Here is a 21,417-nt window from a genome sequence, read left to right as displayed (position 1 = left end):
GCGTCGCGTCGGGACCGCAGTGAACCGAAAAACGGGCTGTGACTGGCCGCCGCCCAGTCACTGGCACTGAGCCGTTAGTCCAGCAGGCCGAGGTCGCTCAGCCGCTCGACGATGGTGTCAACGGCTTCTTCGGCGTCCTCTTTGCGCTTGCCACCGGTGACAACGAGCTTCCCCGAACCGAACAGCAGCGCGACCACGTCGGGTTCGTCGAGTCGGTAGACGAGGCCCGGGAACTGCTCCGGCTCGTACTCGATGTTCTCAAGCCCGAGGCCGATAGCGATGGCGTTGAGGTTGAGCGAACTCCCGAGGTCAGCGGAGCTGACGATGTTCTGGACGACGATTTCGGGGTCGTCGTCGACCTGGATGTTCAGGTCACGGAGCTTGTCGAAGACGATGCGCAGACTCTGGTGGACATCGTCTGTCGATTTCGCACCCGTGCAGACGATCTTGCCCGACCGGAAGATGAGCGCGGCGGATTTGGGGTCCTGTGTCCGATAGACGAGGCCCGGGAACTGCTCGGGGTCGTAGTCGGCTCCCTCGAGGTCCATCGCGACGCTCTCAAGGTCGAGTTCTTGTCCGATACCGGTCGAAGCAACGACATTTTCGATGTCAATGCTCTCTTTTGGGTCGACCATATAGTGTTTTAAATACCGGATTTAAATCATATAAACGTTTGTGATGCTGTGATTACTAGTCGTTCTTCGACCTCTACCACGTCCGACAGATTCCATTCAAGTAGGGGTCTGTCGGTTGAACGACCCTGCCGTGACAGTTTGCTCCGGCCCCGTAGTCTGGCCAGCCCGGCGGTCACTGAGCCACTGAAAACGCGACGATACCGCTATACAGTGTGGCCGTCGTTGTCGACGACGCTCGCAAACGCGACGTTTTCCTGGACGGTCTCGATTTCGACGGTCGGCGAATCGCCCGGCTCGCCGTCGGGGACGATGACGACGTATCCGCGTTCAACCTTGGCGATGCCGTCGCCCTGGTCGCCCAGCGATTCGATGGTCACGTTTCGGATTTCGCCCTCGTCGACTGGCGGTTGCGGGACGCCGGTGTTGGCTCGTTCCGGGTCGGTGTCCTGTTTGGGCGTCTGCGGTTGGGCTGTTGCCGACGCACTGGCGTTGACCTGCGAGAGCAGGCCGACGCGGTAGGTCTCGCCCGGCGAGACTGCACCGTGAGATACTTCACTTTTCGGAATTTCAACAATATATCGGTCCCCGTCCGTCTCTATTTGGGCACTGAACAATGTACTGAGCGCATCTGGAACTTCGACCATAGCCTATTCTACGGCTCATGATAAATAATGGTCCTGCCCTGATGTGGTGAAAATTGCCGGCAGTTGCCGATTAGTCGTCGCTTTCCACTTGATTGGTTCCCGTATCGACCCCAGCCCCATCAAGCAGTTCCGTCCTGTGCTCGTCTAGCAGCGGCGCACGACCGCCGGGCGAGGGCATCGTCTCGGTCATCTTTATTGGGCTGCCGGCGATGGTCATCCGGTCGTCCGCGCCCGGTTGGTCCACCTCGGCGAGCATCTCGCGGTCGTGGATGTGCGGGTCGTCGAAGATATCGGCGGTGTTCTGGACCGGTGCAGCCGGCACGCGCCCTTCAAGCAGGTCAAGGAGCGTTTCCGAATCGATAGCGGCGGTCCACTCCGCAATTTCGGCCCGCAGCGACTCGCGGTTCGCAATCCGGCTGCCGGCGTCGGGGTACTCCGCGGCGAGGTCCGGGCGTTCCATCGCTTCACACAGCGCCTCCCAGTGACCGTCGGCGAACGCCGCGATGACGACGTGGCCGTCGGCGGCTTCGAAGGAGTCGTACGGGAACAGCGTCGGATGAGAGTTCCCCTGCCGGGTCGGCGACTCGCCGTCACAGGAGTACTGGTACACCGTTCGCTCACACAGCGAGACCATTGAGTCGTACATGGCCGTATCGACGTACTGGCCCTCGCCTGTGCGTTCGCGGTGATGGACGGCCGCGAGGATGCCGACAGCGTTCAGTACGGCAGTGAAGAGGTCGCCGACGCCAGGGCCGACCTTCGTCGGCGGGCCGTCCGACTGCCCCGTGATTTCCATGACCCCGCCCAGCGCCTGCGCGATGAGGTCGAACGACGGCTGGCCCTGTCGGTGGGTTTCACCCGTTCGCGGGTCGCCAAAGCCCCGGATGGACGAGTAGATGAGGTCCGGGTTGTGTTCTCGCAACGTTTCGTAGCCGCAGTCGAACTTCTCCATCGTGCCGGCCTTGAAGTTCTCGACCACCACGTCTGCGCGCTCAACGAGCGAAAGGAACGCCTCGCGGTCTTCATCGGTCCCCAGATTGAGTTCGAGCGAGCGTTTCCCACGGTTGACGCTCTGGAAGTAGCCGCCGTAGGCTTCCTCGTCGCCGTCACTCACGAACGGGGGGTTCGACCTGATGAGGTCGCCGCCGGGGCGTTCGACCTTTACCACGTCCGCGCCCATGTCTGCGAGCAACATCGTACAGTACGGTCCGGCGAGGACCTGTGTCAGGTCGAGCACACGCAAGTCGTCAAGCGCACCCATGCAAAAACCACGACGGGGCGGCCGCATAAACCTTCTTGAATGTCCGTTATAAATTCCTTAAGGGCATATTATCATGAAAGACCATTAGGTTTATCACTACCCGCCGATGACGGGGAAGTACATGCCCCGGACCGTTATCCTCGGCGTGATTGGCTCCGACGCGCACGTCGTCGGCATCACGATTCTAGAGCAGGCGCTCTCGGCCGCAGGCTTCGAGGTCATCAACCTCGGTGTCCAGACCGCACAGGACGAGTTCGTCTCCGCCGCGAAATCTCATGACGCCGAGGCAGTACTGGTATCCTCGCTGTACGGGCACGCCCGCCAGGACTGCGAGGGGCTGCACGACGAGCTCGACGACGCTGGGCTCGACGTGCTCACGTACGTCGGTGGGAACCTCGCCGTCGGACAGTCCGACTTTGAGGAGACGCAGGCGACCTTCCGACAGATGGGTTTCGACCGCGTCTTCGACGCGGAGACGGACCCGGAGGAGGCAATCGAGATGCTCCGCGAAGACCTGCAACTGACGACAACAGAGGCGGAGCAGATCAGGGTTGACGGGTGACTATGCCAACTGACGAGCGACTCAGCGACGACCAGCTACAGCGCATCGCAAACGACCTCAGAGACAACTGGCACACAGGCCGCGAAGTCGACTTCGAGGAGGCCATCGCCTTCCACGAGTCGCTGCCGGCCTCAAAGCAGTTCGCCCAAGTGCTGGAGTCCGCCGACCAGCCGCTCCTCCAGCCGCGAGCGGGCGTCCCTTGCCTCGAAGAACAGATCGACCTGCTGCGGTATCTACAGGACGAGGGCGGTGCGGACCTCCTGCCGACGACCATCGACTCGTACACGCGCGACAACGAGTACGAGAAGGCAGAAGAGGGACTGGCCGCCTCCCGCGGCAGCGACGAGAACGAGCTGAACGGGTTCCCGGCGGTCAACCACGGCGTGGAGGACTGCCGGCGGCTCATCCGGGCACTCGACGCCCCAGTGGAGGTCCGCCACGGCACGCCGGACGCCAGGCTACTGGCGATGGTCACGCTCGCCGGCGGCTTCCAGAGCTTCGAGGGCGGGCCGATCTCCTACAACATCCCGTACACGAAGCGCCACGACCTCGCGACGACCATCGAGCACTGGCAGTTCGTCGACCGGCTCTGCGGTGCCTACACCGAGCGCGGTGTGACCATCAACCGCGAGCCCTTCGGTCCGCTGACCGGCACCCTCGTCCCACCGAGCATCGCAATCGCGGTGATGCTCGTCGAGGGCGAGCTCGCCGCAACACAGGGTGTCCGGTCGCTCACACTGGGTTACGGACAGGTCGGAAACCTCGTGCAGGACGTGGCAGCGTTGCGGGCCTTGCGGAAGCTCGGCAACGAGTATCTCCGCGATGAAGTGACCGTCACGACCGTTTTCCACGAGTGGATGGGGGGCTTCCCGCCCGACGAGGCGCGGGCAAACGGCGTCATCAGCCTCGGCGGCGCGACAGCGGCCGTCGCCCAGCCGGACAAAGTCATCACGAAGTCCGCCCAGGAGTTCCAGGGCGTGCCGACGAAGGAGGCCAACGCGGCCGGACTGCGAACGACGAGACAGCTTATCGATATGATGATTGAACAGGATATCGACCTCGGGGGTATCGACGAGGAACAGGCGCTCATCGAACGGGAGACACGGGCGCTGATGGACGCTATCTACGAGGCCGGCGACGGCGACGTTGCACAGGGAGTTATCAACGCCTTCGACAGCGGCGCACTGGACGTGCCCTTTGCGCCCAGCGACGCCGCCAAGGGCGCGGTGCTCCCGGCCAGAGACGACGATGGCCGGGTCCGCATCTTCGAGTTCGCGGACCTCGCGCTCCCGGACGACATCAAGGAGATTCACGCCGCGCGACTCGGCGAGCGAGCCGAGACCGAAGGCCGCGACCAGTCGTTCCGGATGGTCGCCGATGACGTGGACGCCATCAGCGATGGGAAGCTCATCGGGCGGCCGGGCGGCGACAACAGCCCCGCAGGGGGTGCAAGCGATGCGGATTGAAGACGTTCGAACGGTTCCAGGCCTCTCCGGGTTCTTTTTCGACGACCAGCAGGCCATCAAGGATGGGGCGACCCAGACCGGGTTCGCCTACGACGGCCAGCCGGTCACGGACGGGTTCGACCGCATCCGCGAGGCCGGCGAGGCGCTCATCGTTGAAATCGAACTCGCCGACGGTTCCATCGCAACGGGCGACTGCGCCGCGGTCCAGTACTCGGGGGCCGGCGGCCGTGACCCGCTGTTCCGGGCTGAAAAGTACCGGCCTGTCGTCGAGGGGGCTGTCGCTGACGCACTCCGTGGGCAGGACGCGACCCAGTTCGGGGCCAACGCGACGATGCTGGAGGAAATGAGCCCACAGCGCTCGGGCGGCGACCAGCTCCACACTGCGGTCCGCTACGGCGTCTCGCAGGCGCTGCTGAACGCCGCCGCGCAAGCACGCGGGGTGACGCCGACGGATGTACTCGCGGACACCTACGACACCGAGCCGGCGACCTCGCCGGTTCCGGTGTTCGGCCAGTCGGGAGACGAACGTCGTATCAACGCCGAGAAGATGCTCATCAAGGGCGTGCCGGTGTTGCCCCACGGCCTGTTCAACAGCGTCGAGAAGGTCGGCGAGAACGGCGAAGGACTGCGTGACTACCTCGCCTGGCTCTCGGACCGGGCGACAGCGCTCGGGCCGGAGCCGTACTCGCCGCGCTTCCACGTGGACGTGTACGGCATCCTCGGGAAGGTGTTCGGCCCGCCGTACGACCGGACCGAAGTGACCGACTACTTCGAGACGCTGCGGGAGGCCGCCGCACCGTACCCCCTTCAGGTTGAGGGACCGATGGACGCTGGCGGTCGGCAGGCACAGATAACCGAGATGGCCGAACTCCGCGAGGGACTGGCCGATGCAGGCGTCGACGTGGACATCGTCGCCGACGAGTGGTGCAACACCTTCGAAGACGTGCAGGCGTTCGTCGACGCGGAAGCGGCCGACCTCGTCCAAATAAAGACGCCGGACCTCGGCGGCATCCAGCGCTCGGCCGAAGCGGTGCTGTACTGCGACGGCACGGACACCCGGGCCTACGTCGGCGGGACGTGTAACGAGACCGTGACCTCCGCGCGGGCCTGTGCCCACGTCGCGCTGGCGACTGACGCCGCGCAAGTGCTCGCCAAACCGGGCATGGGCTTCGATGAGGGGTTCATGGTTGTCACAAACGAGATGCGGCGGGCGCTTGCCAGACGGGACGCCACACAGGAGGTGCCGGCTGATGACTGACTGGACTGACCCCGACGCGCTGGACCTCTCGGACGACGAGACGTTCAATCCGCTACTGAACAGGGCTGACACCCGAGAGAAAGGCCACTTCTTCGAGTTCTTCGCGGAGGGCGACGAACTCGCTCACGACCCCGGCCTCCGACTCACCCATCACGGCAGCGAGCAGTGGATGGGCCAGACGCTCAACCACGACCCGGCGTACTGGCGGGCCGATACCGCCCGCGAACGCGATTTCGAGGAGCGCCCGGTCCACCCGGATTACCTGCTGGCGTGTGTGATGGGCATCACCGTCGAAGACCTCTCGGAGAAAGGCGGGTACTTCCTCGGCCGCGACGACGTGACGTTCCATCAGCCGGTGACGGCCGGGACGCCGCTGTCGGTCACTTCGACTGTCGTCGACACCAAGACATCGTCCTCCAGACCCCAGTACGGTATCGTAACCTGGGAAACGGAGGGCCGGGACCGCGAGACCGGCGAGACGCTGGTCTCCTACCGGCGGACGAACATGATTCCGCGACGCGAGCCAGCGGCCACTGACGGCGGAGCAGTCGGCGAACAGGACGAGGGCGGACCGGCGATACCTGACACCCTCATCTCGCCTGCCGGGGAGCGCTTCGATGACTTCCAGACGGCACTGGAACGGGCCAACGCGGAGAACGCTGCTGTCGCCTACCGCCACGAGCGCGGGCGGACGATGGACGACCAACTGGTCGCCGGCCTGCCGCTGGCGACGCTCAACACCGCGCGCCAGCACCACAACCGCGACGAGATGGCCGACTCGCCGTCTGGCGACATCGTCGCCTACGGCGATGTGACACGCTCGGTTGCGCTGGCCCACGCCCGCTCCGACGAGGCGACCTACCGCGAGCGTCGCTTCGCTGACGAGCGGTTCCACGATTTCGTCACGCTGGGCGACACCGTCTACGGCTTCACCCGCGTCCTCGACTGCGACCCCGACGCCGGCCCGGAGCGGGCCGGCGCGGTCACGTTCGAGCACGTCGCGTTCAATCAGGACCAGACCCCGGTCTACTCGGGCCGGCGAACCGCACTCATTCAGCGAGATACATGACACGACTCTGTCGCACATTCCAGACCGCACCGGCCGCGATACCGAACGACAACAGCGCGAAGTTCCTCGTCTCGGGACTCACCAGCGAGGGGTTTCAGGCCCCCGACTGGCTCGTCCCCGACATTGAGGACGGCACTGCGCCGTCGATGAAAGACGAAGCCGTCGACAACATAATCGAACACATCCCGGACCACGCCGACGACTTCGCCGGGGACATTCTCCCGCGGGTCGAGTGGGCCTACGACGACGCCAACGCCCGTGAGCGTGGCATCGAGCAGGTGACTCGCCTGGCCGAGGCGGTCGGCGAGGAACTCGACGGCTTCGTCTTCCCGAAGGTTGGTCGCCTTGACGACGTGCGCGACGCCGCAGGTGTCATTGCCGACGCTGAGCGCGACGCCGGGCTTCCCGAGGGGACGCTGGAGATGGCGATCATTCTGGAGACGGCCCCCGGCCGCTCGGACCTCCGCGAGATCTGCCAGTACGCAACAGACTCCCGGCTCTCCGGGCTCGTGTTCGGGCCGGTCGACTACACGGCAGAACTCGGCGGGCGCACGCTCGACGGCGAGCGGCCCCGCTGGGACGGCCTGCTCGAAGCGCTGTCGAACGAGACGAGCGCCGCCGACATCGTCGCCATCGGCGGCCCCTTCGACCAGTTGTTCCACGAACGCGCTGGCGTCACCTACTACAACGCCGAGGGATACGCCGATCAGGTGGCGTACGAAGCGACAATCGGCATCGACGGCTCGTGGTCGCTCCACCCCAAGCAGACCGAACAGGCGAATCGAATCCACATGCCGACAGTGGAAGAAATGGAGCGAGACCTCCACAAAATCGAGTCGTTCAACGAGGCCAAACGCGAGGGCACTGGCGCGGTCGTCGTCGACGGCCAGATGGTCGACGAAGCGACATACAAGAACTTCGCCAACACCGTCAAAACGGTCCGAGCCATCGACGAGACACACCCTGCCCAGACCGAGGCGTACTACGATGACGACTTGCTGGCGCGGGCGAGAGACGTGGAACTGATTTTTGACTAAGCTGGCAACAGCTTTTTATCCGAAGTAGTTCGCCAGCCGCTGGGCTGCCTCGTCCACCCGGGAAGTCACGAGCGCGAACCGTATCCAGTCGCTACGGGACTCGCCGAAGGCTTCGCCAGGCATCCCGGCGACGCCGGCTTCGTCGATGAGTTCGTACACGTTCTCGAACGACCCGGGGAAGTCAGGGAACCGCGCCATCACGTAGAAGCCGCCGTCGGGGCGGTTGTACTCGGCCCCAGCCGCAGCCAGTGCGGCACAGAAGTCGTCGACGCGCCTTTCGAGTCGCCGTCGGCAGGCGGCGTAGTAGTCCGGACTCGTCGTCTTCAGCGCCCGCAGGACGGCGTACTGCGCTGGTCGGCTCCCGGTGACGTTCGTGAGCATGTGCTGAGTGCGAGCGCGTTCGAGCAGTGTCCCAGTGGGGCCGTCCTCCGGCGGGAAAATCACATAGCCGACCCTAAACCCCGTTATCGCCATCGTCTTCGAGAAGGAGTTGGTGGCGACGACGTGGTCGGAGTCGGCGCGCAGCGCTGAACTGAACCGACCTGCGTAGTCGAAGTGGTCGTACACCTCGTCGCTGAGTAGCAGGGCATCGTACTCCTCGGCGATGGCTGCAAACTCGGCCATCGCTTCAGCGTCGTACACTGCGCCGGTGGGGTTGTTGGGCGAATTCACCACGATGACGGCCGTCTCCTCGCTCGCGGCCGCCCGAACGTCCGCGGGGGCCAGTCGGTTGTGCTCGTCGACCGGAACGAAGGAGATGTCCGCGCCGATGAAGTTCGCCCGGCCGGCGTAGTACGGGTAGACCGGGTCAGTCAGGAGGATTTCGTTGCCGTCGAAATGATAGAGCCCGCCGGTCATCGCGAGGTGGTTCGCCTCGCCAGCGCCGTTCGTAATGAGTACGCGGTTCCGGTCCACACCGCGCCGAGCGGCGATTTCGTCGCGGAGCGGCGTCAGCCCCACGCTGGGTGGGTACTGGTAGTTATCGGCTGAGGCCTCGGCGTAGTCTCTGAGCCCGTCCCGAAGCCCCTCAGGCGGGTCCCAGTCGGGATTGCCCGACACCATGTCCACCACGTCCCGGTCGGCCCGGGCCGCGTACTGCATGACCCGGAAGAACTGGGGTTCCGTGTAGTCCATATGTCCACTCCGACTGCCGGCCCCGTCTGCTTTTCTGTCTACTGGCGAATATACAGCGTCAGTCCGCCGAGGACGAGCAACAGCATCCCCCACAGGAGGTCGGACCCCGGCAAGACCCAGAGGAACAGCGTCACGAGGCCCGATGTAACGAGTGACCAGCCAAGCGTCGTCTGATAGCTCATATACACAGTTGTGTCTCCAAGCTGAAATATATCGGCCTGCCCTGAACGTTTATTCGCCTATCACGACAACTACGGACAATGGCAAACGACACTGCGGCCCCGGTCGAGAAGCGCGTCGGCAAGCGTCTCCGAGAAGCTGCTGCCACGGTCGCCACCGCGGAATCCTGTACCGGTGGCCTTGTCGGTTCGAAAATAACGGACATACCCGGCTCCAGCGACTACTTCGACCGCTCGCTGGTCACCTACTCCTACGAGGCCAAGCGAGAACTGCTGGCCGTTTCGCGGGAATCGCTGGATGCCCACGGCGCGGTCTCCGAGCCGGTCGCTATCGAAATGGCTCGGGGCGTCCGCGACACCGCCCGGACCGACTGGGGCGTCGCTACGACTGGCGTCGCTGGACCGAGCGGCGGCTCGCCGGAGACGCCCGTCGGGACGGTGTACATCGCCGTCGCCGAGGCCGCCCCCTGGGGAACTAACGAGTCTGGCGTGACAGTGTCTCGCTACGAGTTCGATGGCACCCGTCGCGAGATCAAATCGGCCATCGCGACACAGGCGCTCCGGGACCTGGAAACCGCCTTACAGGAGTAGTAAGCTCTTTCAGTTGGGACACGGACGGTCAGGTAGATGAACAAACGTGGGCACGTCCTGAACGCCGTCCTCTTGAGCATCGGACTGGGATACGTTCTTGACCCCTCGGGCGACGTGACGACCTTCGCAACAATCGCGGAAGTGTTCCTTCCCATCGTCTTGGGCGCACTGTTTCCCGATGTCGACACCGCCTTCGGCAAGCACCGCAAGACCCTGCACAATCTCCCCGTCCTCATCATATTCTTGACCCATCCGCTGTATCACGGCGGCAATCTCCAGTGGGTGTGGCTCGGTGTCCTCACGCACTACGTGCTTGACTACTTCGGTTCCCGACGGGGGATTGCCCTGTTCTACCCGTTCTCGGACACAGAGTATGGCTCACCGACGGGCGTGACAACCTCAAGCGACCGCGCCGAAGCCGTTACCGTCGTGATTACCGCCTTCGAACTGCTCGCGGTTGCCCTGCTCGTCCACGTGCTCCCACAGTATCTGCCGCCAACGGTCAGGGCCTTCGTCGTCGAGAACAGCGCGTTTCTGGTTTAGTACACCTTCACGTCGTTGAATCGACCGTCGTACGCGACGTGGTCAGGGTGTGTCGGCTCGGTCCCCTGTAACATCAGTCGGTCGAACTTGCCCCACGTGTTTTCCAGCCCCAGATGCGCCCACTCGACCGCCCGGCGGAGGTCGTGTGAGAGACCATCGCGATGGAACAGCGACCGCTCCACATCGTTTTGCAGCGCCACACTGAGCCCCGCCACGCTCTCGAACGCCTCGGCAAAGGTCACGTACGCTTCGCCGACGGTACCCCGAACGTGGGCATACGAGGAGACGAACGGCTCGTGACCGGTTTCCGACGTGAACGACTGCGCACGGTCTCGGTGATGGGACAGCTGCTTGGGGTTGTACACTTCTAGCGCGTCGATGATGTCGTCGTACGCTTCGATGTCGTCCAGTCCGAGACTGACATTGAGAAAACCGGGATGCGGAACCAGTACAGCCGCGTCTTGGCGGTCCAGTTCCCGCATCGCGCCGTCGAAGGTAATGAAATCCGGAATCGGGTCTTCGAGGCCTATCGCCAGTACGTGCCGGCGCTGTTGCCAGGTGCCAGTAAATATCTCTCTGGCCGGAAACACAGTCAGCTCTTCGTCGGAAAACGCCTCTGCTTGCCGCCGTATCTCCGACAGCCGCGTGAAATGCGGCGCATACACCAGCGCGTCGAGGCCACGTGCCTTCGCGCGCTCGACGACCCCGTCGTCGAGCACTTTCACGTGGAGATCAACGGCGTACCCCTCGGGTTGCACGGTCAACGCTAACTCCGTACTGCCATTAGGGGTTTCCGTTTTGGCAATCTGAGAGACAGACTTCTGACAGGTGGCAGCCAACGTTTTTAACCCCGGGTCGCCTGCCACTGAGCAAATGCCACGCTGGGAGTGCGACATCGAAGGGGACGAGAGACAGTTCGACCGCGTCGAGGAGCTTATCATCCACCAGTCGGTCGAACACGACCGTATCGAGTGTAAGGTCTGTGGTGCCGTCGTCCCCGACGGCTACTTCGCTATCAAGCACGCGTTCGACGAACACTCCCGCGCGGAGTACGTTCGCGCCTACGACGCCTCCGCCGCCGAGGTCCGCCGTCGTGAACAGATAAAGGAATCCGTTGAGGCCGCCGCCAACATGAGCGAGGTCATCGACCGACTGGAAGGCGGCGAAGCGTAGCAACTACCGCTGTTTTACGACGGTGCCTGACTTTGCTCGACAATGATTGCCAACTAGTCTGAAAACGCTTGATTGCTCCCTTGCGGGTCGCTACGCATCCGTTCGAATTGCACGAGACCCGTTCGCCTACCGCTCTTCGGAGTCCAGCACTCGAATCTGGTCACCACGCACGGTAACCGGAATCGGGACCGTCGCCTCCTACTGTTCCACCTTTTTCTTCGTCGGGTGCGCTCACTGTGCTCGCGCACCACTCCTCGAAAAACGTGGGCGAAAACGCGGGCCATCAGTCGTTCAGGCCCGTGAACCACCGGCTCCGCCGGTGGATATGGGTCTACCGCTCTTCGGAGTCCAGCACTCGAATCTGGTCACCACGCACGGTAACCGGAATCGGGACCGTCGCCTCGTACAGTTCGACGGTGACCTGGTCCTTGCCCTCGTCGATGCGCTGGACCTGCGCCTTCTCGCCCTTGAACGGGCCGGCGATGAGTTCGACGATGTCGCCCTCCGCGATGCCTTCCACGTCCGGTTTCGGCGAGAGGAAGTGCTCGACTTCCGCCATCGAAGATTCGCCCTGCACGACGCCGTTGGCGTGGGGAATCTCGTCGAGGATGCGGTCGAAGACGTTGTGGTCGTCCGCTTCGACCATGACGTAGCTCGTGAGCGAGTCCGGCGCGAGCGCGGCGTGGATCTCGTCTTCCTCGCGGGAGATAATCATGTCCGCGACGGTGCGTTCCTGGCTGGCCGTGGTTTTGACTGCGTAGATCCCCATCGGTTTACACCGGCTTGCTGCCAGGCACGAAGGTCATCACAGCGAAGATGATGAACCCGAGCAGTCCGACCAGCGCGATGCCCGCGCCGGCGATTTTCGCGATCTGGGAGAACTCCTCCCACGACGGCGTACTCGCCAGTTTGAGTACGCGGATGTAGGAGGTGAGATCGTATGGAACGTCCATAGCGGGTCGTACCCACTGGTGGCTTTTCTATATTGTGGTGCGCGGCGACGAGTCCTCACCCTCACAGAATGCGCTGGGTATCGTCTCGAATGAAAAGTAGCCGACAGACCGGGGCGATACCCGGAACAGGCGACCCGAACCCGCTCGGTCAGTCGTCAGTCAGCGCAGTTCCGCCCGATTTGTGTGTCCCCAGCTCGCTACCGTTATCGGCATCGCTGGTTTCGAACTGGTCGATAAGCTGCTTGAGGTCAGTCGCCTGACTGGAGAGCGACTGTATCTTCTCGGTGACCTCCGTGATCGACGCCGTCTGTTCCTCGGCGGACGCGGCGACGTTCTCGGCCTCGGCGGATGTCTCCTCGCTGATCGAGCCGACTTCCTCGGCCATCGAGACGACCTCTTCCATCGAGGCCGCCTGCTCGTCGGTCGCGTCGCTGATAGCCTGCACCCCGTCGTTAGCTTCGTTGACCTGCTGGACAATACTGGTCAGCGAGTCGGTTGCGTTTTCGACCGTCTCTTTCCCGGTATCGACGCTCTCGCCCATGTCCCGCATATCCTCGACGGTGGAGTTCGTCCGGGACCTGATTTCGCCGATCATCGACTCGATGTCAGTCGTCGCTTCCTGCGTCTCCTCGGCGAGCGTCTTGATCTCGCGGGCCACGACGGCAAACCCTTCGCCTGCCTCACCGGCCCGAGCGGCTTCGATGTTCGCGTTAAGCGCGAGCATGTTCGTCTGTTCCGCGATTTCGTCGATGAGCGTCGTGACCTCGCCGATGCGCTCCATCTCTTCCGCGAGTGACTCCACCTGTTCGATAGCCTCGGTGGACTTCCGTTCGAGCGCTTCGATTTCGGTGGCGGCCTGCTCGGCGTACTCGCGGCCGGACTCGCCGTCGTTGACGGCCTGCTGGGACTTCGACGCGACTTCGTCGGTGGACGAGGTGATTTCCTCGACAGTCGCCGACAGGTCGGTCATCTCGTCGCTCACCTGCTGGATGTTCCGATTTTGCTCGTCAGCGCCTTCGGCGATCTGTTGCACCGACTCGCTCACCGACTCGCTGGCCGACCGCACTTCCTGTGCGCTCGCCGAAATGGTCTCCGTTGAACTGTCAACGGTTCCAGCGAACCCTTCGATGCGGTTGACCGTCCGTTCGAGTTCCGCGATCATCTCGTTGAAGCTCTCCGCGATATCGACCATCGCGTCGTAGTCGCTGTCGGTGGCCATCCGCTGGGTGAGGTCCCCGTCCGCCGACTTGTCCATTACGTTGCTGAACTCGGCTGCCTTCGCTTCGAGGGCAGACGCCATCGACTCGGCGTCTTCTTTTGCCGCCTCCGCCTCGTCTCTGGCGGCCTCGACGTCGGTAATCAACGTCTGGATATCCTCGCCCATCTCCTCCAGCGCCGCACCGAACTCTCCGGGGATGCTTTCGTCGAGCGATGGGTCGTCGAACCGCTTTTCGGCGAGCGCGTCAGCCTGGTCCGCGGCGGTCGTCAGGTACGCCTGCATCGACGCGAATGAGTCGTACAACTGTCCCATTTCGTCGACGCGCGTGGTCTCCGGGAGGGTACTGTTGATCTCACCGGCGGCGATGTCTTCGGCGCTTTCGGCCACGCGGGAGAGTGCGTTTGCGGTTCCGCGCCCAATTGTCACGCCGACGACGAACAGTGCCCCAACAGCAAGCGCCACCAGGAGTGCGATATTTTGCGAGACAGCCGACTGCAGGGCGAATGCGCGGTCCTGGGGCACGTGATACAGCAACGCCCAGTCAGTGCCGGTCACCGGCGTGTACGCCATCACGTACTGCCCGTCTTCCATCCCCGTTCTGGCGGAGACGGACTTGTAGCCGGTTTCGCCGTTCAGTGCCGAGTCAACACTGGTATCGGTCGCGTCCCCGGTTGCCGCATACTCTTCGAGAATCGAACTCTTCCGATTGTCGAGGATGATCTGCCCGCTCGACCCGACGACCTTCACGTCGCCGGTCGCAAATGGTGATGTGAACTCGTGGGAGCGCGCCTCGAGCGACGCCGTCAGCACGATGTATTCGTCGCTGCCGGAGACGGGCTGGACGAATGCGATGACCGATTCGTTCCCGCTCTGGTACGCTTCGGACGTGCCCGTCGGTCCCGACGAGACGACTGCACCACTCGCGTCGGTCCACGGGTCGTCAACGTTGCTCAGTGCGACGCCGTTGAGTTCGTCGTCAGTGCTGGCGGTGACTGTGCCGTCAGCGGCATCGACGTAATGCAGCGCCCGGACATCTCCGGGGAGCCCGATAAGCTTCTGTTCGAGCCACTGCTGCTGTTCTCTGTCCGATGTCGATTCGGACCGGTCACCGATAGACGCTGCAAGGAACGTCGCCGTCGACTGCTTGTTCGAGACCCAACTCGACACGGAACTCGACTGGGACTCCGCAACACCGATGATCTGTTCTTCGGTCTGTGACTCGACCAGCGACCCCGTATCGAGGTGGATCGCCGCGCCGCCCAGCGCGAGAACGACGACCACGCCGAGCAGCAGGACGCCGAACTTCGCCGCGTACCGCCGCCGAATAACGTCAGGGAGCGCACGTTCCGTCGCCTGAACCATCCGGCTCGGGAGTGAACTCATTGATTCCCTCCCGATGCGAAGAACTGTCGCTGCAATAGCTCTAGCGACTCGACTGACCCATTATTGACTTGTTCGATCAGGTACGAACTCAGCGGTTCGAGGTCCGCAGTCAGGTCGACGCCTCCGGACGCGCCCTGGTAGTTCACTGATCGGCCTGCGTCAGTGAGTGACCGAACACGACCGAAGTCACCGACTGAAACAGTGTGCCCAGACCCGCCGGAAACCGACTGAATGGTTTCGGCGATTGCCGGACCGCTGGCTTCACCGGCCTGTTCGGCGGCACATGCCATCAAAAACAGCGCGTCGTAGGCGTTAACCGAGTACGCTCTGGGCTGATCGATATCCGGGAGTCGGCGGACGAGTTCGAAGTACGCTTGCGTTCGCGCGGAAGACAGACTGGCGCTGTAGAACCCTTCAAAGTATGATGGGAGGTCGCCGCCGAACATTCCCGCTGACAACACCCATGGAACGTCGTACTCCGACTGGCTGTACGCATCAAGGATACCGCGTTCCTGACCGGAGACGCTGGTGAAAGTGACGGCATCAGGGTCGTTCTGGAACACTTCTGCGAGCGTGTCGTCGAACGATTCCGACGATGGGTCGTACCGAACATCGGCGACGACCTCGGCGTCCAGCGCCTCACGCTGTGCCTCGGCCAGTCCAGCACCGAACGAGTTGTCGAGGCTCAGTAATGCGACGGAGTCCGCATCGATGTACAGCGAGTCATCGACGACTTTCGCCATCACCAGTGCTTGCGTTCCGTCGCTTGGCACCGTTCGACCGAAGAATTTCCGCCCGTTGGCCTGGCCGGCCGTCGATAGTTGCGGGGCGGTGCTGGCTGGGCTGACTTCCATGATCTCGTCGCTGGCCGCCTCCGGTGCAAGGGCGAGCGACGCGTCACTGACGAGGCCACCGACGAAGCCGATGACACCACGGTCGACAAGCGTCCCGTACTGCTCGACAGCGGTTTCGGCGTTCGCTTCGGTATCGAGGATGGTCACTTCGACATCGTTACCGCCGATACCACCGGCCGCGTTGACGTCGCTCGCTGCCTGCTCGACCATGCGCTTGCCGTGTTGCCCGAGCGGAGCGAGCGCACCACTGAGTGGGAGAACCGCACCAAACTGGACGGTGTCACCGCTCCCGCCCAGGGTACCAAGGCAGCCAGACGAGAGGCCCAAGCTCCCAGCTGCGATACATTTTTTGAGAACACCACGCCTCGAGTCAGAGTACATAAAGAAAGAGTCTGAATTTCCGGATAAACGCTTTTCGGCGAGAATATCATTTATGATAGAGAAAATGTAGATAGGGCGGCACGTAACGGCGATTACGGAGAAATAGAAAACTGAGACAGCGAGACAGTTTAGTCGACGTAGTCGATGTCTTCGCCGAGCTGCTGGGCGGCCTTCTCCTGCTCGGCCTCGCTCTGGCCGTAGATTTGCGGGCTTTCGACGCCAGTGACGACGATCATCGTCTCCATCTTGCCCTCGAACTCGTTGTTGACCGACGCACCCCAGATGATACGAGCGTCGGGGTCGATACGGTCGTAGATCTCCTCGACGACACCCTCGGCCTCCTCGATGCTCATGTCGGGGCCGCCAACGACGTTGACGAGCGCGGAGTTCGCGCCGTCGAATTCCACGTCGAGCAGCGGGGAGCGAAGCGCCGAGCGGATGGAGTCCTGTGCCTTGTTCTCGGAGTCAGATTCGCCGAGGCCAATCATCGCGACGCCGCCGTTCTCCATAATGGTCCGAACGTCGGCGAAGTCCACGTTGACGAGGCCGGGTTTGGTAATCAGTTCGGTCATGCCCTTGACCGAGCGCATCAGCACGCGGTCACAGATCTTGAACGCGTCCTGCAGCGGCATCGACGGCGCATAGTCCAGCAGGCGGTCGTTCGGCACGACGATGACCGTATCGGAGACCGAACGGAGTCGTTCGAGGCCAGCGTCGGCGTTGGCACGGCGGCGTTCACCCTCCGCGGTAAACGGAATCGTGACGATAGAAATGGTGAGTGCGCCGGCTTCCTGCGCGGCCTGTGCGACGACCGGGGCCGCGCCGGTGCCGGTTCCGCCGCCCAGACCCGCGGTGACAAACACCATATCCGAGCCGTCGATGGACTGCTGGATGTCCTCGATGTCCTCCTGAGCGGCCTCCTCGCCGATTTTCGGGACCGAACCCGCACCGCGGCCACCGGTACGCTTGCGGCCGATGAGAATCTTGGTGTCGGCGGCCACCTCGTCGGCGAGGTGCTGTGCGTCAGTGTTTGCGGCGACAAGTTTGGCCCCGTGGATGCCCTCCTCCATCATCCGGGTGACCGTGTTTCCGCCAGCGCCACCACAGCCGACGACCGTAATCTTCGTCTCCAGGTCTTTGACGACGCTTGCCAGTTCCTCGTCGGACATCGTCCCCGATGTGGACATGTCCTGCGACGGCGTCGATGTCGTTTCGTCGACAGTCCCGCCAGCCGCGTCCTCCCCGTCTTGTTCTGCCTCGTCGATAGCGTCGTCAATTATCGAATCCATAATTTAAAGCGTCCTTGCAGACGAATAGTTATTAGTTTTCCCCCTGTGTCTGACGCCCGTCTGACGTGTTGAGTGCCAGCTTTGGCGGCTAACGCGCCAGTGTTCACAGCGTATATCGACGTATACGCTCGCGCTGGAACCGCTCCGGGTCGATTTCTTCGCCGTCGATTTCGACTGATTCGCCAGAGGCGAGTTTCCCGAACTTCGGTCCTTCAGGGATATCAGCAGTTCGCGCGAGGTCCGGATCGAACGCTGTCTCGCGGGCAACGAGTTCGTCCGCGTTTCGCTCGACACTGTCGAAGCGTTGTTTGAGGATTTCGACGAGTGGGTCGACGACCGCTTCCAGTTCCGTCGTCGCCGGACAGACAATCGGTCCGGTGACCACGGTCCCGTTTTGCTCGGTTGCGTACGCAATGGACTGACGCTCAATAGTGTCACGTAGTGCCTCGCTATCAACGCCGCGCACGTCCGAGATAAGTTCCTTCGGGAGGTCGAGTACGGTCCACTCGCCGTCGTATCCAGGTGCAAGTGCTCCGAATCGAAGGCCCCCGTCAACTGGCCTGACAGCGTCTTCTAGCGCCTCGACGAGGCCAAGGTCGACACCGGTTGTTTCCTGAACGAACGTCTCACTGACGACGCGGTAGCCCAGCGACTCGATGGCGGCCGTGAGGTCCGGCCGGTCGCCCTCCATGAGAGCGTAGTCGGCTGCGCTGGCACGGAAGGCGCGGTCGAGCACTGTGTCGCGCTCCTCGTCGCTGTCGGCCCACTCCGCCAGCGCGTCCAACGACCAGTTGGCGGCGATGTGGCCGACCGCCCAGTCCGTCTCACGAACAACTCGCTCGAACCGCGGGGCGTAGTGGCCGCCGCCGACCCCGAGGAGGTGGCGGCGCGTCCCGTTCTCACGCGGCCTGTCAGCCGGTTCGTCGGCGAGGTCCAGTATCGCTCTGGCAGCGGCCTCGGCGGCGTCGGGGTCCTCCCACTGTGGCTCCGCACTGCCGACCTCGACAAACATCGACGGGACACCGACTGCTGTCGGGCCGTGGTGCGTACACTCCATCCCGACTTCGTAGTCCGGCGGAGCGTGGCGCTGGAGTGCCGACACCACGGCCTTGTGAGCCCCGGGACAGGCGCGGGCGAACTGCCCGTCTTCGCCGCCGTACTCCGCGACACCGAAGTTTCCGGTATGGTGGGCCGTCAGGAGCTCGTCCGTCTCGCCGGCGTGTTTTGAGGCGAACACCAGCAGGTCCGGGTCGTCGAACGCTGCCGCGACGTTTTCGATGTCCAGATGTAACGCCTCGAACTCGCGGAGTTCCACGCTGTCAATCTGGTACACCGTACCGCCGCCTTCGTCGTCGGGCCGCGTTTCGTCGATGCTCGTTTCCCAGTCCCGCAATGAGCGCAGGTGCTCTCCGATGTGCATCGATGCCGCGTCGGCGTGTGAGACAACGATTCCGAGCATCAATCGGCGTTCTCCAGATGGACCGGTTCACGACCCACCGCGGACCGGACGGCGTCACCGGCCAGCCCAAGCAGGTGTTTCAGCGCCTCGCGGCGCTGGACGAACAGTCCGACCCCGAGGAGGACGTACAGCCCTGTATACGCCAGCAGAAGGTCGTGACTCGATATCGGCAGAGCGAGAAGGTCTCTGATGATGGCGAACTCCAGAACCACCTGCGAGATGAACAGCGCGAACAGCCCGATTGCTTCCCGGATACTGATCTCGAAGTTGACCAGAATGGCGAGCGCAAAGAAGGACTGGGCCGCCGTAATCCAGATCTCCGCGCCCTGTCTGGCGTCGAACGGCAGGACGCCGTACCCGCCGAGTGCGATGGAGTACACCACTGCGATGGTCCCGATGAGCAGCGTCCACTGATTGAGTTTCGAGGAAATGAGGGCGTTGAACCCCGCCGTCGAGCGGGCCTTGTTGACCAGCACGGCGACGACAATGAGCTCAGGTGACTCACTGGCCAGCGGGGCGACCCACTGGATCATGAAGAACTCGGGGATGCCGTTCGCGACGCCGATCTCTTCGAGGCCGTGGGCGAACGGCTCAACCGCGGTGAAAATCATTGCGCCGGAGTAGCCAAACAACGCCAAGACGACGAGTGGCCGCCACGGCAGCGACCACTCCTGGAAGTACTTTGGGACGCCGACGGTGTGCTCGCTGTGTTCGATATCGGACTTGAGCACGAGGCCGATGTACGCGACGTAGAGGCCCACCAGAAACAGCGTATCGAAGATACCGATACCGCCGCCGAGAGGGACAAGAAACGCCCACAGCGTCGCCAGAAAGAGGAAGGAGATCTCGGTTGCGATGTCGGTGTCCAGCTGGACGGCGTCTTTCAGGAAGCCGTCGCGTTTCGTGACTGCGGGGTCCCGTGTCTTTGCGGCGCGCCAGACGGTGAACACGGCGATACCCGCCCAGCCGATACCGATGAGAATGCGGTTCGCGCCGGTCATGTTCGCAATCGCGAGGTTCGCGTCGTGACAGGCGCGAGCGAGCCCCCCGCTTGCGGACTCGATTTCTGCCGCCGTGAACTGGCGACAGGCCTCCGTCGTCGCCCCACCAGCCCCGGCGTTCCAGGCGTACAGCGCGTCAACGGCGTACTCGGGAGCCACGGCGAGAATGGCGAGGACGGCGATAGCGAACGCCCTCGGTACGTCTTTCTCGGCGGTTTCAGCGCCCCAGGCCAAGAGGAACGACGCCCCGAGGACGGCGAGCCCACTGACCGCGACGGTGGTCACGTTCCCGACCTCAATGCCGGAGATAAATAGGTAAATCCAGCCGACAGTCAGGGCCAGCGCGACTGCGACTTGCATCAGTGGATGGCGAAAACGACTCACTGTCGGAAGTGTGGCTGGGTCTGGCTGAAAAGCTTGCGAAAGTGTCGGCTGCAGACCGTGCTTCCCACAGAGCGTGGCGTTCATACGACCGGGGCGCGCTGGCGTTGGTATGGACGTTTACGGACTCATCGGCAACCCGGTCGGGCACTCGCTGTCGCCCCCGATGCACGAGGCGGGCTACGAGGCACTGGGACTGGATGCACGCTACGTCACGTTTGAACCACCAGCGGATGCTGGTGCCGAAGCCATCGAAGCGGCAGAGACGCTCGGAGTCGACGGCCTCAACGTCACAATCCCGTTCAAGCAGGACGTGCTAGACGCCGTTGACCCCGCACCGCTCGCCGAGCGCATCGGCGCGGTCAACACCGTCGATTTCACCGGTGGGACGCCGACGGGCTACAACACCGACGCGGTCGGTGCGGTCCGAGCGCTGGACCACCACGACGTGTCGCTGTCGGGTACGGCGGTCGTCGTTGGGGCCGGCGGTGCGGGGCGAGCGGTCGCGTTCGGTCTCGCCGACGAGGGGCTGTCGGTGCGGATCGCGAACCGGACCGAGTCTAAAGCCGACGCGCTCGCCGATGAAGTCCCGGACGCCTCCGGCCACGGGCTCGATTCGCTCTCCGACCTGCTCGCAAACGCCGACATCCTCGTCAACTGCACCAGCGTCGGCATGGAGGAGGACAAGACGCCGGTCCCCGCCGACGCGTTACACAGCGACCTCGCGGTGCTCGATGCGGTGTACACGCCAATCGAGACCCGTCTGCTACAGGACGCGGCGGCCGCGGGCGCAACGACCGTTGACGGCGCGTGGATGCTCCTGTATCAGGGGGTTGAAGCGTTTGAACGCTGGACTGGCGAGGACGCACCTGTAGACAGGATGAACGGCCGATTGCGCGAACACTTGTAACGGAGCGGTCACCAGCAAGAGATTTGTGTTGGGGA

At 63.3% G+C, this 21,417-nt stretch carries 22 protein-coding genes and 1 pseudogene; 9 read left to right on the top strand and 14 right to left on the bottom strand.

The features are described 5' to 3' along the window. Nucleotides 1-74 precede the first annotated feature (74 nt). From G9463_RS05780 to mct, 3 genes are all read right to left on the bottom strand, one after another. Nucleotides 75-635 carry a TATA-box-binding protein gene (locus tag G9463_RS05780; protein ID WP_004516850.1) on the bottom strand — a complete coding sequence of 187 codons (561 nt, stop codon included), beginning with the start codon at nt 633-635 and terminating at the stop codon, nt 75-77. A gap of 203 nt (nt 636-838) precedes the next feature. Continuing rightward, nucleotides 839-1,279: a TRAM domain-containing protein gene (locus G9463_RS05775; protein ID WP_165896216.1), complete on the bottom strand. Its 441-nt coding sequence runs from the start codon at nt 1,277-1,279 to the stop codon at nt 839-841. Between the two features lie 70 nt (nt 1,280-1,349). Further along, the gene (gene mct / locus G9463_RS05770; protein WP_165896215.1) at nt 1,350-2,540 is read right to left on the bottom strand and encodes a succinyl-CoA:mesaconate CoA-transferase; all 1,191 of its coding nucleotides are present in this window, start codon (nt 2,538-2,540) and stop codon (nt 1,350-1,352) included. Nucleotides 2,541-2,661: 121 nt separating this feature from the next. Here mct and glmS point away from each other — a divergent pair, with 121 nt between their 5' ends. From glmS to citE, 5 genes are read left to right on the top strand one after another with little or no spacing between them, the layout of a single operon-like run. Beyond that, nucleotides 2,662-3,102, top strand: a complete 441-nt coding sequence (gene glmS / locus G9463_RS05765) for a methylaspartate mutase subunit S (protein WP_004592954.1) — start codon at nt 2,662-2,664, stop codon at nt 3,100-3,102. A gap of 2 nt (nt 3,103-3,104) precedes the next feature. Then, a complete protein-coding gene (locus tag G9463_RS05760) occupies nt 3,105-4,568 on the top strand; it encodes a methylaspartate mutase subunit E (RefSeq protein WP_007190471.1) in 1,464 nt (487 codons plus the stop codon). Further along, complete coding sequence (locus G9463_RS05755; RefSeq protein WP_049938817.1) at nt 4,558-5,826, top strand: methylaspartate ammonia-lyase; 1,269 nt, start codon at nt 4,558-4,560, stop codon at nt 5,824-5,826. Before G9463_RS05760 ends, G9463_RS05755 begins: the two co-directional genes overlap by 11 nt. Then, nucleotides 5,819-6,895 (top strand): 2-methylfumaryl-CoA hydratase, encoded by a 1,077-nt coding sequence (gene mch / locus G9463_RS05750; protein WP_165896214.1) that lies wholly within the window; start codon nt 5,819-5,821, stop codon nt 6,893-6,895. The genes G9463_RS05755 and mch overlap by 8 nt, the downstream gene beginning before the upstream one ends. Further along, complete coding sequence (citE, locus tag G9463_RS05745; protein ID WP_165896213.1) at nt 6,892-7,932, top strand: L-malyl-CoA/beta-methylmalyl-CoA lyase; 1,041 nt, start codon at nt 6,892-6,894, stop codon at nt 7,930-7,932. Before mch ends, citE begins: the two co-directional genes overlap by 4 nt. A gap of 15 nt (nt 7,933-7,947) precedes the next feature. Here citE and G9463_RS05740 read toward each other — a convergent pair whose 3' ends face one another. Both G9463_RS05740 and G9463_RS05735 read right to left on the bottom strand, forming a co-directional pair. Beyond that, entirely contained in the window at nt 7,948-9,066 is a 1,119-nt protein-coding gene (locus tag G9463_RS05740) for a pyridoxal phosphate-dependent aminotransferase (protein WP_165896212.1), read from the bottom strand. A gap of 38 nt (nt 9,067-9,104) precedes the next feature. Next, nucleotides 9,105-9,248 (bottom strand): hypothetical protein, encoded by a 144-nt coding sequence (locus G9463_RS05735; protein ID WP_004961837.1) that lies wholly within the window; start codon nt 9,246-9,248, stop codon nt 9,105-9,107. A 78-nt stretch (nt 9,249-9,326) separates the two neighbouring features. Here G9463_RS05735 and G9463_RS05730 point away from each other — a divergent pair, with 78 nt between their 5' ends. Beyond that, entirely contained in the window at nt 9,327-9,836 is a 510-nt protein-coding gene (locus G9463_RS05730) for a CinA family protein (protein WP_165896211.1), read from the top strand. 36 nt (nt 9,837-9,872) lie between these two features. Further along, entirely contained in the window at nt 9,873-10,379 is a 507-nt protein-coding gene (locus tag G9463_RS05725) for a metal-dependent hydrolase (protein WP_165896210.1), read from the top strand. On the opposite strand, the gene G9463_RS05720 is transcribed toward G9463_RS05725, so the two are convergent. Next, nucleotides 10,376-11,137 carry a PHP domain-containing protein gene (locus tag G9463_RS05720; RefSeq protein WP_165896220.1) on the bottom strand — a complete coding sequence of 254 codons (762 nt, stop codon included), beginning with the start codon at nt 11,135-11,137 and terminating at the stop codon, nt 10,376-10,378. The two genes, G9463_RS05725 and G9463_RS05720, sit on opposite strands and share 4 nt — an antisense overlap. 115 nt (nt 11,138-11,252) lie before the next feature. Between G9463_RS05720 and G9463_RS05715 the strand changes: the two genes are divergently transcribed. Further along, nucleotides 11,253-11,552, top strand: a complete 300-nt coding sequence (locus tag G9463_RS05715; protein ID WP_004961826.1) for a hypothetical protein — start codon at nt 11,253-11,255, stop codon at nt 11,550-11,552. Between the two features lie 126 nt (nt 11,553-11,678). Here G9463_RS05715 and G9463_RS05710 read toward each other — a convergent pair. From G9463_RS05710 to G9463_RS05675, 8 genes and pseudogenes are all read right to left on the bottom strand, one after another. Continuing rightward, nucleotides 11,679-11,750 (bottom strand): annotated as a pseudogene (locus G9463_RS05710) (transcription elongation factor Spt5); the annotation flags it as partial. Nucleotides 11,751-11,883: 133 nt separating this feature from the next. Then, complete coding sequence (locus G9463_RS05705) at nt 11,884-12,321, bottom strand: transcription elongation factor Spt5 (RefSeq protein WP_004516836.1); 438 nt, start codon at nt 12,319-12,321, stop codon at nt 11,884-11,886. Nucleotides 12,322-12,325: 4 nt separating this feature from the next. Continuing rightward, nucleotides 12,326-12,505 carry a protein translocase SEC61 complex subunit gamma gene (locus tag G9463_RS05700; RefSeq protein WP_004516835.1) on the bottom strand — a complete coding sequence of 60 codons (180 nt, stop codon included), beginning with the start codon at nt 12,503-12,505 and terminating at the stop codon, nt 12,326-12,328. A 148-nt stretch (nt 12,506-12,653) separates the two neighbouring features. After that, on the bottom strand, nt 12,654-15,107 hold the full coding sequence (locus tag G9463_RS05695; protein WP_174789825.1) for a methyl-accepting chemotaxis protein: 2,454 nt from the start codon (nt 15,105-15,107) through the stop codon (nt 12,654-12,656). Continuing rightward, the gene (locus G9463_RS05690) at nt 15,104-16,342 is read right to left on the bottom strand and encodes an ABC transporter substrate-binding protein (protein WP_240149945.1); all 1,239 of its coding nucleotides are present in this window, start codon (nt 16,340-16,342) and stop codon (nt 15,104-15,106) included. Before G9463_RS05690 ends, G9463_RS05695 begins: the two co-directional genes overlap by 4 nt. A gap of 128 nt (nt 16,343-16,470) precedes the next feature. Continuing rightward, nucleotides 16,471-17,631, bottom strand: coding sequence for a cell division protein FtsZ (ftsZ, locus tag G9463_RS05685; RefSeq protein ID WP_004592941.1), 1,161 nt, complete (start codon nt 17,629-17,631; stop codon nt 16,471-16,473). Between the two features lie 103 nt (nt 17,632-17,734). Further along, nucleotides 17,735-19,090: a D-aminoacyl-tRNA deacylase gene (locus G9463_RS05680; RefSeq protein WP_165896209.1), complete on the bottom strand. Its 1,356-nt coding sequence runs from the start codon at nt 19,088-19,090 to the stop codon at nt 17,735-17,737. After that, complete coding sequence (locus G9463_RS05675; protein WP_007190461.1) at nt 19,090-20,451, bottom strand: sodium:calcium antiporter; 1,362 nt, start codon at nt 20,449-20,451, stop codon at nt 19,090-19,092. The genes G9463_RS05680 and G9463_RS05675 overlap by 1 nt, the downstream gene beginning before the upstream one ends. A gap of 133 nt (nt 20,452-20,584) precedes the next feature. On the opposite strand from G9463_RS05675, the gene G9463_RS05670 reads away from it, so the two are divergent. Next, nucleotides 20,585-21,382, top strand: a complete 798-nt coding sequence (locus G9463_RS05670) for a shikimate dehydrogenase (RefSeq protein ID WP_007190460.1) — start codon at nt 20,585-20,587, stop codon at nt 21,380-21,382. Nucleotides 21,383-21,417 lie beyond the last annotated feature (35 nt).

Origin of the sequence: Haloarcula sp. JP-Z28, from assembly GCF_011440255.1 — an archaeon.
GTDB classification, from domain to species: domain Archaea; phylum Halobacteriota; class Halobacteria; order Halobacteriales; family Haloarculaceae; genus Haloarcula; species Haloarcula marismortui.
The sequence above is the reverse complement of the archived record's forward strand: the minus strand, read 5'-3'. Positions and strand labels throughout refer to the sequence as shown.